Annotated in this window: 10 protein-coding genes; all 10 read right to left on the bottom strand. The window is 71.4% G+C overall.

All coding sequences use genetic code 11. The features are described 5' to 3' along the window. Nucleotides 1-239: 239 nt before the first annotated feature. The 10 genes from U9J23_RS14425 to U9J23_RS14470 all read right to left on the bottom strand — a co-directional run bounded on the left by U9J23_RS14425 (nt 240) and on the right by U9J23_RS14470 (nt 14,021). Entirely contained in the window at nt 240-1,013 is a 774-nt protein-coding gene (locus tag U9J23_RS14425; protein WP_370670832.1) for a cell division protein FtsQ/DivIB, read from the bottom strand. Then, the gene (murC, locus tag U9J23_RS14430) at nt 1,010-2,578 is read right to left on the bottom strand and encodes a UDP-N-acetylmuramate--L-alanine ligase (RefSeq protein WP_059380953.1); all 1,569 of its coding nucleotides are present in this window, start codon (nt 2,576-2,578) and stop codon (nt 1,010-1,012) included. The genes U9J23_RS14425 and murC overlap by 4 nt, the downstream gene beginning before the upstream one ends. Further along, nucleotides 2,575-3,729, bottom strand: coding sequence for an undecaprenyldiphospho-muramoylpentapeptide beta-N-acetylglucosaminyltransferase (gene murG, locus U9J23_RS14435; protein WP_059380952.1), 1,155 nt, complete (start codon nt 3,727-3,729; stop codon nt 2,575-2,577). The genes murC and murG overlap by 4 nt, the downstream gene beginning before the upstream one ends. Continuing rightward, complete coding sequence (gene ftsW, locus U9J23_RS14440) at nt 3,726-5,213, bottom strand: putative lipid II flippase FtsW (protein WP_059380951.1); 1,488 nt, start codon at nt 5,211-5,213, stop codon at nt 3,726-3,728. The genes murG and ftsW overlap by 4 nt, the downstream gene beginning before the upstream one ends. 80 nt (nt 5,214-5,293) lie before the next feature. Then, on the bottom strand, nt 5,294-6,784 hold the full coding sequence (murD, locus tag U9J23_RS14445; RefSeq protein WP_085468388.1) for a UDP-N-acetylmuramoyl-L-alanine--D-glutamate ligase: 1,491 nt from the start codon (nt 6,782-6,784) through the stop codon (nt 5,294-5,296). A 2-nt stretch (nt 6,785-6,786) separates the two neighbouring features. Further along, nucleotides 6,787-7,866, bottom strand: coding sequence for a phospho-N-acetylmuramoyl-pentapeptide-transferase (gene mraY / locus U9J23_RS14450; RefSeq protein ID WP_016693810.1), 1,080 nt, complete (start codon nt 7,864-7,866; stop codon nt 6,787-6,789). Next, complete coding sequence (locus tag U9J23_RS14455; protein WP_059380950.1) at nt 7,863-9,404, bottom strand: UDP-N-acetylmuramoyl-tripeptide--D-alanyl-D-alanine ligase; 1,542 nt, start codon at nt 9,402-9,404, stop codon at nt 7,863-7,865. Before U9J23_RS14455 ends, mraY begins: the two co-directional genes overlap by 4 nt. Beyond that, on the bottom strand, nt 9,401-11,062 hold the full coding sequence (locus U9J23_RS14460) for a UDP-N-acetylmuramoyl-L-alanyl-D-glutamate--2,6-diaminopimelate ligase (RefSeq protein ID WP_326598556.1): 1,662 nt from the start codon (nt 11,060-11,062) through the stop codon (nt 9,401-9,403). Before U9J23_RS14460 ends, U9J23_RS14455 begins: the two co-directional genes overlap by 4 nt. A gap of 206 nt (nt 11,063-11,268) precedes the next feature. Further along, nucleotides 11,269-13,101, bottom strand: a complete 1,833-nt coding sequence (locus U9J23_RS14465; protein ID WP_059380948.1) for a peptidoglycan D,D-transpeptidase FtsI family protein — start codon at nt 13,099-13,101, stop codon at nt 11,269-11,271. A 71-nt stretch (nt 13,102-13,172) separates the two neighbouring features. After that, the gene (locus tag U9J23_RS14470) at nt 13,173-14,021 is read right to left on the bottom strand and encodes a hypothetical protein (RefSeq protein WP_059380947.1); all 849 of its coding nucleotides are present in this window, start codon (nt 14,019-14,021) and stop codon (nt 13,173-13,175) included. Nucleotides 14,022-14,023 lie beyond the last annotated feature (2 nt).

Here is a 14,023-nt window from a genome sequence, read left to right on the forward strand (position 1 = left end):
CGGGTGGTGCATGGTGTCCGGGTGGTGCTCGGGTCTGGGTGGTGCTGGGTCTGGGTCTGGCTCGATGTCGGTCACGTCCGCCGGTCGGGCGGACGGCTCCGCAGCGCGCTGCCCCGACAAACCCTCAACCACAGCTTGAAGGTTATGTCAAGTAACGCGACTGTCCGAAACGCTATGGCACGGGTACCGGGATTAGCCAGTAGACGCGCCGGACACGCCGGACGAATTTCGTCGATCCCTCACCTCACCGTCGGCAGGTCGGGACTCGCCACGTCGAACCGCTCCCCCGGCTGCGTCAGCAGCGGGCCGACGACCGCCGCCTTCCGCTCGGAACGATCGGTCCCACCCCACACCACGACACGCCCGTCGGTGAGGACGATCGAGATGTCGGACGAGGAGGGCGCTTCGACCGTCTCCACCTGCACGCGCAGGTCGGGCGGCAACTTGTCGAGCACCTCCACGGCGGCGCGGGTCGCGGGATCGCCGGTGCCCGGCGTCGGGGTGACGAGGCGGGGCGTGAACATCGGGGGCGGTTCGACCGCGAAGTCCACTCCCTCGATATCGACCGAATGGGTGCCGTCGGGGGCGTCGAAGAAGACCATCGCCTCGCGCTCGGTCACCGTCACCCGAACGGTGGAGGGATAGACCCGCTGGACCCGGGCCGACGCCGCGCGCGGAATCGTGGCGACCCGCTGGGCCGCCGCGGCCGTGTCGACCCGGAGCAGCGGCGTGCCCTCGGCGACCGCGAGCGCGTCGACCACCTCGTCGTAGGTGACGACCTCGATCCCGTCCACCTCGATCACCCGCACGGACAACAACGGCGACAGCCAGGCCACCGCGATGGCACCGAGGAGCACCGCGACGACAGCCGCCCCGACGAGCACGGTCCGCAAGCGCACCGACCGCCCGGACGGGCGCCGGGCGGTACTGCGTTCGCGGGCTTCATCGGGATCACGGGATTCGCGTGACGGTCGCCCGCGGCGGCGGCGTGACGAGACGGCGGCGGGCGTCACGAGCCGATCGGCCCCGGTCCGGAACCGCCGGGTGCGCGGAATCCGCCGGGCTCGGGAACCGCCCCGGCCGGACGGAAACGACCCGGTTTGCTGTGCAGCGCGTCGAGGATCTGCCGGCCCAGCATCGTGACGTCACCGGCACCCATCGTGATCACGACATCACCCGGCCGGGTCAGACGCGCGACCTGCCGCGGCACCGCGGACAGATTCGGCTGGTAGTGCACAGGCTTGCTCACCGCCCGCGCGACCAGCGCACCGCTGACACCGGGGATCGGTTCCTCGCGGGCGCCGTAGACGTCGAGCACCACGACCTCGTCGGCGAGGTCGAGCGCCTGCCCGAACTCGGTGGCGAACGCCTCGGTGCGCGAGTAGAGATGCGGCTGGAAGACGACGATCACGCGGGGTCGTTCGGTGCCGGTCTCGGTGTAGCGCAGCGGCTCTCCCGCGACGAGTTCGGCCGCGGCCGCGAGGACCGCGCGGACCTCGGTGGGATGGTGGGCGTAGTCGTCGAACACCCGCACGCCGTGTTCGCGGCCGGTGTACTGGAACCTCCTGTGGACACCACCGAAGCCGGCGAGGCCCTCCAGCGCCTCGTCGACCTGCGCTCCCGCTTCGAGCGCCGCAAGCAGCGCGGCGAGAGCATTGAGCGCCATGTGCCGGCCGGGGACGGACAGTCGCACGGTGCGCGGCGAATCCTCACCCGCGAGGTGGAACTCGGCGACGCCGCCGACGTCCTTGGCCTCCCAGCCGAGCAGCCGCACCCCGACGGGAACGCCGCGGTGGTCGCCCGCGGTGCCGATGACGTCGGCGGTGCCGTAACCCTGCACCCGCAGGTCGTCGCGGCCGAGGGCGACGACGCGTTCGGCGAGGGCCGCCGAGCCGGGATCGTCGAGGCAGACGACGAGCAGGCCGCCGGGGGCGATGCGGGCGACGAACTCGTCGAAGACCGCCGTGTACGCCTCCGGCGTGCCGAAGTAGTCGAGGTGGTCGGCCTCGATGTTCGTGACGATCACGGTGTTCGGGTCGTACTGCAACAGCGAGCCGTCGCTCTCGTCGGCTTCGGCGACGAAGACGTCCCCGCTGCCGTGGTGGGCGTTGGTCCCGGATTCGTTGAGTTCACCGCCGACCGCGAAGGACGGATCGAAGCCGCAGTGCTGCAGCGCGACGACGAGCATCGACGTCGTGGAGGTCTTGCCGTGGGTGCCGGAGACCAGGAACGTGCGGTTCCCTCGCATCAGCGAGGCGAGGACCGCGGGGCGCAACAGGATCGGGATGCCCCGCTCGCGGGCGGCGACCAGTTCGGGATTGTCCTTCGGGATGGCCGCGAACGTCGTGACCAGGGCGGTGGGACCACCCTCGAGCAGGTCGAGAGCCTCGGCGGCGTGGCCGATGCGGACCTGCGCGCCGCGGGCCCGCAGCGCGAGCACACCGCGGCTCTCCTTCGCGTCGGAACCCGATACCTGTCCCCCACGGGCGAGCAGGATCCGGGCGATGCCCGACATCCCGGCACCGCCGATACCGACCATGTGCACCCGCTCAAGCTCGGCGGGCAACTGCGCACTCATCGTTCACTCCTGTTCGGTTCCACTCCGGCAACCTCGAGCACTATGCGCGCCATCTCGTCCGCGGCACTGCGGTGGCCGGCGGCCGCGGCGCTGCGCCCCATCTCCACGAGTCTCCGCTCGTCGCCGAGCAGCGACACCACTTCCGTGGCGACATAGTCCGAACTCAGGTCGCCGTCGGCGACGATCCTGCCACCGCCGGCCTCGACGACGGGGCGGGCGTTGAGTTCCTGTTCACCGTTCCCGTGCGGGAGCGGCACGTACACGGCGGGCAGACCCACCGCCGAGACCTCCGCGACCGTCATGGCCCCGGACCGGCACACCACCGCGTCGGCGGCGGAGTACGCGAGGTCCATCCGTTCGAGATAGGGCACGGCGACGTACGGCGCGCGGGCGTGTCCGGGGTGAGCGGGAATGTCCACGGTGTTCTTCGGTCCGTGCGCGTGCAGCACGGCGATGCCGGCCTCCGCGAGCGCCGAGGACGCACCGGACACGGCCTCGTTCAGCGAGCGTGCACCCTGCGACCCGCCGAAGACGAGCAGCACGGGCACGTCGTCGGGCAGACCGAAGTGCCGTCGTGCCTCCGCGCGCAGCCCGGCGCGGTCGAGACCGGTGATCGACGAGCGGACCGGGATCCCCACGATCTGCGCGTCGCCACGCCGGACGATTCCCGAGCGCGGGACGGCGGCGAGCACACGCTCGGCCCGCAGGGCACCGATCCGGTTGGCGATGCCCGCGCTCGCATTGGCCTCGTGGACGACGACCGGGATGCGCCGGCGTCGACGCAACGGACCGGCCCCGGCCGCGAGATAGGCGGGCAGCGCCACGTACCCGCCGAAACCGACGACGACGTCGGCGTCGACCTCGTCGAGGATCTGCCGGGTGCGGCGCACCGACGAGACGACCCGCCCCGGTAGCTTCAGCAGGTCCATCGTCGGCTTACGGGGCAGCGGCACCGGTGGGATGAGTTCGAGGGGATACCCGCGGCGGGGCACCAGCGTCGTCTCGAGTCCCCGTTCGGTGCCGAGCGCGGTGATCCGCGCGTCGGGCACGAGCGCGCGGACGGCGTCGGCCACCGCGAGTGCCGGTTCGATATGACCGGCCGTGCCGCCTCCGGCCACCACCACCGACAGTGCCGGCCTCTCCCCACTCACCTACGGTTCCCTCTCTCTCCGCTTCGTCCGTTCGATCCGCGTGTCGTGCGGTTCGTCTGCTGCCGGCCCCGAGCCGGTTCGCGCGCAGGTTGTGCACGCCGGGCCCGGCCGGTCCCCTCCCGGGGTTCCGTCCGGCCCGCCGATCCCCGGCGGTCCTGCGCGGCTCTCCGTTGCCGCTCGTTCGGCACCTGGGGCTTCCGCGTGCGCGATCCCCCACCACCCGACGCGGGGCGGGCACTGCGCTCGGGTGCCGCGGCCCGCGCTCGCGGCTGTCGTGCTGCGACCGTACGCGCCGCCGAGGAGCGACCGGCCCGGTAGGCCTCCGGCTTGCGCAGACGCAGCAGTCGCGCGAACCGGCCGTCCTGCCCCGCGTGTAGCGCGGCGATCGCCTCGGGTTCGTGTCTGGCCGCGTTCGCGATCAAACCGAACATCAGCAGGGTGGTGGCCGTGGAAGTGCCACCGGCCGACACGAGCGGCAACTGCAGGCCGGTCACGGGCAGCAGTCCCACGACGTAACCGATGTTGATGAAGGCCTGGCCGATGATCCACGTCGTCGCCGTCGCGGTGAACAGGCGCAGGAAGGGGTCGGCCGAGCGCATCGCGATCCGCAGTCCGACATAGGCGAACAGACCGAACAGGCCGATGACGGCCACTCCACCGAGGAAGCCGAGTTCCTCACCGATGATCGCGAAGATGAAGTCGTTGTGGGCGTTGGGCAGATAGCTCCACTTCGCGCGGCTCTGACCGAGCCCACGCCCCCACAGGCCGCCGTCCGCGAGCGAGAACTTCGCCTGTCGCGCCTGGTAACCGGCACCCTGCGGGTCGTCGCCGGGGTTGAAGAAGGCCCGCACACGCTGCGAGCGGTAGCCGGCCGTCAGGGCCAGGATCACCGCGAGTGTGGCGGCCGTGCCGACGATCCCGAGGAACACCTTGAGCGGCAGTCCCGCGAACCACAACAGGGCGATCACGATGATCACGATCGAGACGGTGGTGCCGAGGTCGGGCTGGAGCACGATCAGGCCGGTCACGAGCAGGGCGGCCGGGACGAGCGGGACGAGCATCTCGCGGAGCGTCGAGTTCTCGCCGCGCCGGGAGGCGAGCAGGTGCGCACCCCACACGGCAAGGGTGATCTTGGCGATCTCCGCCGGCTGCAACGAGATACCGGCGATGACGAACCAGCCACGGGTGCCCTGCGAGACCGTACCGATGCCCGGTATGAGCACGAGCACGAGCAGTACCACCGAGAACGCGAACGCCGGGAAGGCGAAGCGTCGCATCAGACGGACCGGGATCTGCAGCGCGATGTAGAAGATCACCATGCCGAGGACGGCGAAGATCACCTGCGAGGTGAACAGTCCGTAGGCCGATCCTGCCGCGGCCACCGCGCCGACGCTCGACGACGACAGCACCATGACGAGTCCGAGCACGGTGAGCAGGACGGCGATCGTCACCACGAGGTGGAAGGACGCAAGCGGTCGCGCCATCCAGGCCCCGAAGCGCCCGCGTACTCCGACCACCGGTTCGTCGGTGGTCGCCCCTGTTCGGGTCGCTCCTGCCCGAGGGGTCACGGTTGCGTCCCGCCCCCGCGGAGTTCCTCGACCGCGGACGCGAAGCTCCTGCCGCGTTCGGCGTAATCGGCGAACATGTCGAGCGATGCCGCGGCCGGCGCGAGCAGCACCGTCTCCCCCGGCGAGGCGAGAGCGGCCGCTTCCCGGACCGCCACGCGCATAGCGGCGGGGCCGTCGGCGCCCGGCGCCGCGACCCTCCTCACCGAGGCGGTGTCGGTCTCGCTCGTCGCATCGGTCATCGCTTCATCGTCGCCCGTGTCCACGACGACGACCGGGACCTGCGGGGCGTGTCGCGCCAGCGCGTCGGCGATTTCGCCGGCGTCGCGGCCGAGCAGCACGGCTCCGGACAGTCGCGGTGCCACCTCGGCGACCAGGTCGTCCACCCGGGCGCCCTTGAGCAGACCACCGGCGATCCACACCACGCGGTCGCGGGCGAGCAGCGAACTGCGGGCCGCGTGCGGATTGGTCGCCTTCGAGTCGTCGATGTACTCGACGCCGTCGACCTGCCCCACGGGCGCGGCGCGGTGCGGGCCCACGCGGTGCCGTCGCAGGCCGTCGTGCACCGCCGAGGCGGGCACGTCGATGGCCCGGGCGAGGGCGGCGGCCGCGAGTGCATCGGACAGTCCGGCGGGGCCGGGCGGCGTCACGTCGTCCACCCGGGCGAGCACGGCGGAATCGGCGAACGCCCGATCCACGAGCAGTTCGCCGCTGATCCCGAGCTCGCCTTCCTGCGGATAGCCCAGGGTGAAGCCCACGGTGACCACGGCACGGGACCGGTCGCCGAGACCACCGGCGATCGGGTCGTCGAGACCGATGACCCCGACGGCTCCGGTGAGGGCACCGAGTTTGGCCTCGATGTAGTTCTCGATGCCGCCGTGCCAGTCGAGATGGTCCTCGGCGATGTTGAGCACGACACCGGCCTCGGGCCGAACCGAGGGCGCCCAGTGCAGCTGGAAGGACGACAACTCCACGGCGAGGACGTCGGCCCGCGGTTCGTCGCGGCGCAGGGCGTCGAGCACGGGAAGACCGATGTTGCCGCACGCGACGCTGCCGAGACCGGCGGCCTCGAGGATCGCGTGCAGCATCATGGTCGTGGTGGTCTTGCCGTTCGTCCCGGTGACGACCAGCCACCGACGGGCCGGTCCGTAGACCTCGGCGCGGTCGATGCGCCAGGACAGTTCGATGTCGCCCCAGATGGGGATCGCCGCGCCGGCCGCGCGCGAGAGCAGCGGGGCGTCGGGCGGGAATCCGGGACTCGTGACCACCAGGGCGAACTCGCGCAGCGCAGCGGGGTCGTCGACGAGGCTGTCGAGGTCGACCGTCCGGGCGCCGAGCGCCGCGCACTCGGCCAGTGCGCGCTCGTTGCGGTCGGTGACGGTGACGTGGGCGCCGAGATCGGTGAGGGGTTCGATCGTCGCGCGGCCGGAGACCCCTGCCCCGGCGACGAGCACCGCCCGTCCTCTGAGCCGTTCGAGTTCGTCGTTCACGGTCAGTCCCCGATCGCCGCGAGGTATTCGCTGTAGAAGAGGGCCAGACCGATCGCCGAGGCGATGGCGGCGAGCAACCAGAACCGGATGATCACCGTGGTCTCGGCCCATCCGCCGAGTTCGAAGTGGTGGTGGAAGGGTGCCATCCGGAACACCCGCCTGCGGCTGGACCGGAAGACCGCGACCTGGATGACCACCGAGGCGGCCTCCGCGACGAACAGCGCGCCGATGACCACCATGAGCAGCTCGGTGCGGGTCGTGATGGACAGACCGGCGAGCATGCCGCCGAGGGCGAGCGAGCCCGTGTCGCCCATGAAGATCTTGGCCGGTGCGGCGTTCCACCACAGGAAGCCGATGCAGGCGGCAGCGCCGGCGGCGCACAGCAACGCGAGGTCGAGCGGGTCGCGGACGTCGTAGCACCCGGCGGTCGGCTCCACGGCGCACGCGTTGCGGTACTGCCAGAAGGTGATGATGACGTAAGCGCCGAGCACCAGCGCCATCGAACCGGCAGCGAGACCGTCGAGGCCGTCGGTGAGGTTCACCGCGTTCGACCATGCGCTGACCAGCAGGTAGACGAACAGGATGAACACGATCGAGCCCATCGAGACCGTGGCGATGTCGCGCACGTAGGACAGGTCGGTGCTGGCCGGGGTGAGACCGTCCGCATTGCGGAACTGCAGCGCGAGGATGCCGAAACCCACCGCGACGACCAGCTGGCCGACCAGCTTGGCCGTCTTGTTCAGGCCGAGATTGCGCTGCTTGCGGATCTTGATGAAGTCGTCGAGGAAGCCGACGCCGCCGAGCGCCGTCGTCAGGCCGAGCACGAGCAGACCCGAGGCCGTGGGACCTTCCGCGTCGTATCCCATACCGATGAGATGCGACCCCCAGTAACCGGCCCACAGACCGGCGAGGATCGCGACGCCGCCCATGGTCGGGGTGCCGCGCTTGGACTGGTGGCTCTGCGGGCCCTCGACCCGGATCTCCTGCCCGAAACCCTGCCGGGAGAACATCTTGATCAGGACGGGGGTGAGCAGGATCGAGACTGCGAGCGCGATGCCCGCCGCGAACAGGATCTGTCTCACCGGGCGTCCTCCGTCCCCACAGCAGCGTCGTTGTCTCCGGCACCGGGATCGTCCGCGAGGACGGCCTCGGCGACGGTCCACAGTCCCACGGACTGCGATGCCTTCACGAGCACGATGTCGCCCGGTTGCAGTTCGTCGCGCAACAACGCGATCGCGGCGTCGGCATCGGGTACGTGGCTCGCTTCCTCACCCCACGATCCTTCCATCACGGCGCCCTGGAACAGACCCCGGACCGGCCGGGTGGCACCGACGGCGATGATGCGGGTGACGTCGAGGCGCACGGCGAGACGTCCGATGGCGTCGTGGGCGACGACGGCGTCGTCCCCGAGCTCGGCCATCTCCCCCAGCACCGCGAAGGTGCGCCGGCGATCCGGACCGGACCGCGCCATGGTGACCAGGGCCTTCACGGCTGCGCGCATGGAATCGGGATTGGCGTTGTAGGCGTCGTCGATGACGGTCACCCCGTCGGATCGGGTCTGCACCGCCATGCGGTGCGCCGAGACGGGACCCGCCGTCGCGAGCGCCTCGGCGGCCTGCTCGACCGTCGCACCGCATTCCACGGCGACGGCGATCGCCGACAGGGCGTTGCCGATCTGGTGTTCGCCGTGCACGGCCAGGCGCACCGGCACGCGCCGCTCCTGTCCGTCGGCCCCGGGGACAACGGCGGTGAAGGACGCACGCGCCTGATCGTCGAGGTGGATGTCCTCGGCGCGATAGGCGGCACCGGACCCGGTCCCGACGGTCACCACGCGACCGGTGGTGCGCGTCGCCATCTTCGACACGAGGGTGTCGTCGGCGTTGAGGATCGCCACTCCCCCGTCGGCGGCGCTGGGCAGCGCCTCGACGAGTTCGCCCTTCGTCTTGGCGATGACCTCCTGCGAACCGAACTCGCCGAGGTGGGCGGTACCGACGTTGAGCACGACACCGATCCGCGGCGGGGCGATGCGGGTCAGGGTCGCGATGTGCCCGGGGCCCCGCGCCGACTTCTCGAGGACGAGGAACCGGGTGGATTCGGTGGCGCGCAGCGCGGTCCAGGGGTGGCCGAGTTCGTTGTTGAACGAGCCGGGCGGTGCGACGACCTGCCCGAGCGGTGCGAGCACGGCGGCGATCATGTCCTTCGTGGACGTCTTGCCCGCCGAACCGGTGACACCGACGACGGTGAGGCCGGCGTCGGTGAGCGTGTCCACCACGGTGCGGGCGAGCTTCGCGAGGCCGGCGAGCACGGCCGCGCCGGATCCGTCGCTGTCGTGTTCGAGCGCGAGGGCGTTGGTCTCGGTCGGCGGGATCGGCGGCACCACGATGGCGGGCACACCCACCGGCCGTGCGGCCAGGACAGCGACCGCACCGGCGGCGACGGCGGCCGCGGCGTGATCGTGCCCGTCCGAGCGCGCACCGGGCAGCGCCAGGAACAGGCCGCCGGGACCGATCCGTCGCGAGTCGAACTCGACGGAACCGGTCACCTCGGCGGACGGATCGTCGACGTCGTGCAGGGTGCCCCCGACGACCTCCGCGATCCGAGCCAGTGTCATCGGGATCATGCCTTGCCTCCGTGATGCGAACCGCCCGCAGCAGGCGGATGGTCACCGTCGGGTCCTGCGGTCCGGTACTTGTCGAGAGCTGCACCGAGGACCTCGCGGTCGTCGAAGGGGTGCTTCACTCCGTCGATCTCCTGCCCCGTCTCGTGGCCCTTGCCGGCGACGAGGACGACGTCGCCCGGGCGGGCCCACGCGACCGCGGCGTCGATCGCCGCGGCGCGGTCGCCGATCTCGAGGATCTCGCCACGTTCGGCCGGCGGCACGGAGTGCGCACCGTCGAGGACGGCCGCGCGGATGGCGGCGGGGTTCTCGGTTCGTGGGTTGTCGTCGGTCACGACCACCAGATCGGCGGCTCGCGCCGCGACCTCGCCCATGATCGGCCGCTTCGTCCGGTCGCGGTCGCCGCCCGCACCGACGACGACGGCGACGCGTCCCTCGGTCGCGGCGCGCAGGGTTCCGATGACCGCTTCGAGCGCCGCGGGCTTGTGGGCGTAGTCGACGACGGCGAGGAAGTCCTGTCCGCGCTCGACCCGTTCGACCCGGCCGGGCACCGCGACATCGGCGATACCGCGGATCGCGGCGTCGATGTCGGCGCCCACCTCGGCGCAGAGCGCCACGGCGAGGGCGGCGTTGGTGACGTTGTAGCGGCCCGGCAGGCCGACGGTGGCGCGGCGGGCGATCCCGTCCGGACCGGTCAGGGTGAACTGCTGCACGCCCGTCTCTTCGGGGACGTCGTCGGTGACCGTCCAGTCGGCACCGGCGGCACCGACGCCACCGGCGTCACCTGCGGCACTGTCGTCACCTGTGGCACTGTCGCCACCTGTGGTGACCGTGCGGACTGCGGTCGCGTCGTCGCGGCCGGCGCGAGCGACCTCGGCCATGCGGCGTCCCCACGCGTCGTCGGTGCACACCACCGCGCGCTGGGCCCGGACCGGCGAGTCCTCGGCGAACAGCCGGGCCTTCGCGCCGAAGTAGTCGTCGAGGTCCTTGTGGAAGTCGAGATGGTCCTGGGACAGGTTGGTGAACCCGCCGACGGCGAACTCGGTGGCGTCCACGCGACCGAGCGCGAGGGCGTGGCTGGAGACCTCCATCACGACCGTGTCGACACCGCGTTCGCGCATGACGGCGAACAGTGCGTGCAGCTGCGGCGCCTCGGGGGTCGTGAGGGTGCTCGGCACGCGGATCCCCTCGATCCGGGTCTCCACCGTGCCGACGAGACCCACGACGCGTCCGGCCGCGACCAGGCCGGCCTCGACGAGATAGGAGGTCGTGGTCTTACCGGACGTGCCCGTGATGCCGATGACCTGCATGCTCCGGGAGGGGTGTCCGTAGACGGTGGCCGACGCCGCCCCCAGCGCGGCACGCGGCTCGGGATGGACGAGGACCGCGACCGGATCCGAGGTGGCCTCGGCGACGAGATCGCGACCGGCCTCGTCGGTCAGCACGGCGACCGCTCCGCGCTCGAGCGCGGTGCCCGCGAAGGAGGCGCCGTGGGCGCGCGCGCCGGGCAGCGCGGCGAAGACGTCGCCGGGGCGGATGCCCTGGGCGCGCAGGTCGATGCCGGTGACCGCGGCCGCACGGGCCGCATCATCTCCGGCGGCTGCATTGACGATCTCGACGCGCGCCCCGATGGCGTCGGCGAGAACCGAGATCTGCGTCATCGGTGGGTGCTCGGGTCTCCGCCCCTCCTCCGGAGGAGCCGGATCCGGACTCGATGGCACAGGCACCAGTTTCCTCTCGCTTCGCTGCAGCTCGTCTGCAGGCACTCCGACGGATGTTCCCGGGTTCGTTCCCGATGCGGTCTCGGCGACGATCGTCGTGTCACGTTACCGACGTGTCAGCCTACCGAGGCGCCACGGTCACCTCGTCAGTCGACCTGGAGGATCAACTTGCTCTCCGGTTCGGCCGACAGCGGCACGCCGTCGCGCTGCAGCAACCACGACGCGATGTTGCGGAACAGCGGCGCGGCCGATTGGCCACCGCTGCCGTCGGAGCTGCGGGTCGGGGCGTCGAGCATGATGCCCACGACGTAGCGCGGATCGTCGGACGGCGCGATGCCGGCGAAGGTGATCCAGTAGTCGGAGTTCGAGTAGCACTTGCAGTTCTGGTCGATCTGCTGGGCGGTGCCCGTCTTGCCCGAGATCTGATAGCCCTCGATGGCGGCGCCCGCGCCGGTGCCCTGCTGGTTGCCGGTATCGGACTGGACGACGGAGCGGAACATGTCGCGCACCGTCGCGGCGGTCTGCGGGCTCACCACCCGCACCGGATCGGGGCGGGGCGTCTCGGTGCGTGTGCCGTCCGGCGCGACGGTGGCCCGCACGACCCGCGGCGGGACACGCTCGCCGTCGTTCGCGATGGTCTGGTAGATCGCAGTCATCTGCAGCAGCGTCATCGACAGACCCTGGCCGATGGGAAGGTTCGCGAAGGTGCCACCCGACCACTGCTCCCGGCTGGGCAGCAGACCCGCCGACTCGCCGGGCAGGCCGACATCGGTGCGCTGACCGAGACCGAACAGTCGCAGCATCTCGGCGAAGCGGTCCTCACCGATCCGCTCCGCGAGCATGAGCGTGCCGACGTTCGACGACTTCCCGAACACACCCGTCGTGGTGTACGGCACGACCCCGTGATCCCAGGCGTCCTTGACGGTCGCGCCGGCCATGGTGATCGTGCCGGGGACCTGCAGAACCTCGTCGGGGCGGGTCAGACCGTCCTCGATCGCCGCGGCCGCAGTGATGATCTTGTTCACGGATCCGGGCTCGAACGGCGAACTGACCGCGAGATTGCCCTGTTCGGCGTCGGGCGGGTTGTTCGCGACACCGATCGACGGGTCGAAGGTGCTGTCGTTCGACATGGCGAGCACTTCGCCGGTGTGCGCGTCGAGCACCACGGCGGAGGCGTTCTTCGCCCCGGACAGGTCCTTGGCGCGCTGCACCTCCTGCTGCACGTGGTACTGCAGGTCGTTGTCGATCGTGAGCTCGACGGAGGAACCGTCGACGGCGGGCTGGCGGTCGCGCCAGCTGCCCGGGATGACGGCGCCGTCGGACCCGCGGTCGTAGGTGGACGACCCGTCGGTACCCGCCAGCACGGCGTCCATCGACGCTTCGAGCCCGATCAGGCCGTGTCCGTCCCAGCCGGTCGCGCCGACGAGATTGGCGGCGAGCGATCCGCCCGGATACAGACGGATGTCCTGGCGTTCGGTGCCGACCTTGTCGTACTCGTCGACGATCTCCGCCGCGACGCCCGGATCGACACCGCGAGCGAGGTACACGAAGGTCTCGTCGCTCTCGAGCATCTCGAGCACGTCCTTCTCGGGCGCCGCAGCGCCGAGCGCGTCGTGGATCGCCGACGCGACGCCCTCGAGATATTCCGAGACCTCGGGCCGGGACGGATCCTTGGCGCGTTCCTCCTCGAGTTCCTTGCGCACCCGCACGGGTTGGAAGGTCAGTGCCTTCGCCTCCATGGTGTAGGCGAGTGGTTCGCCGTTGCGATCGGCGATGGTGCCGCGGGTCGCGGGTTCGACGAGTCGGGTGGTGCGCTGGCTGGCCGCCTCGGCGGACAGGGTCGGGGCCTGGACGAGCTGCACGGACAGCAACTGCGCGACGGCTACGCCCAGAGCGCCGAACATGCCGATCCGGCCCCATTTGTTGCGAAAGGTGAAACTCGTCCGGTCGCGGTGCTTGCGATCGCGCGGCGCGGGCATTCGAGCCCGCCCGCCGCGCGTCGCAGGGGTGGAACGTCGCTGCGGTGCACGCCGGGGGGTGGAGCGGTTGTTCACCGAGGCCCACCCTCGGGTTCCGTCGGCACGGCCTGGACAGGTGCTTCGGGCGCCGCTTCACGGGGCGCCTCGGATTGCGGCAGCTCGCTCACGGGTACCGATTGTCCCGCCGCGGGCGGAACAGGTGCGGCACCCTCGACGTCCGGCGTGGCGCCCGCAGGAGCCTCCGCCACGGACGCGGGCACGGGAGCCGGTGCCGGATCCTCGCCCACAGGGCGGCCGTCGGACGACGGCGCCGCCCGGCGCGCGTCCTCGGTGTCGGTGCGCGGCCGGGGTCCCTCGCTCACGTCACCGAGCGGCCGCGGTGTCTCCGCCCCGGCACTGCCGGCCAGCGGGGTCTGGACGCGGGCGTCCTCCCGGGCCGGCGGATCCAGCGGGGCCGGCGGGGCGCCCTGAGCCGGAACCGGATCGCCCACCACCTGCACCGAACCGTCCGGAGCGACGACGATCCGCGCGACCTGCCCGGTAGGAATCATGCCCAGCTCCGCCGCGGCGACGGCGAGCGCGGGAGCCGATTCGGCCGTGGCGACGTCGCGCTGGAGCACCGCGCGCTTCTGGGCGAGTTCCTCGTTGAGGGAACGCGCCGCGCTCAGCTCGTAGGAATCCTCGGTCGCCCGGGTGGTCAGCAGCAGCGTCACGGCCATGCCCACGCCCAGGAGCCCGATGATGGTGGCGACGAACGGGATCCGGGTGCGGACACGTCCGGCACCCGTCGTGCGCCCGCGGGTCTCGACCTGCTCGACCCCGAGCTGTGCTGCGCGCTGCGACCGTCGCTGATAGGCACGCTGCGCTGCGGTCGATCGCCCCGGGTTCCGGCGCTGCGGGGGTGCCACCTGTACGGTCATCG

The sequence above is a fragment of the Rhodococcus sp. PD04 genome (assembly GCF_035918275.1).
In the GTDB taxonomy this organism is placed as follows: domain Bacteria; phylum Actinomycetota; class Actinomycetes; order Mycobacteriales; family Mycobacteriaceae; genus Rhodococcus; species Rhodococcus rhodochrous.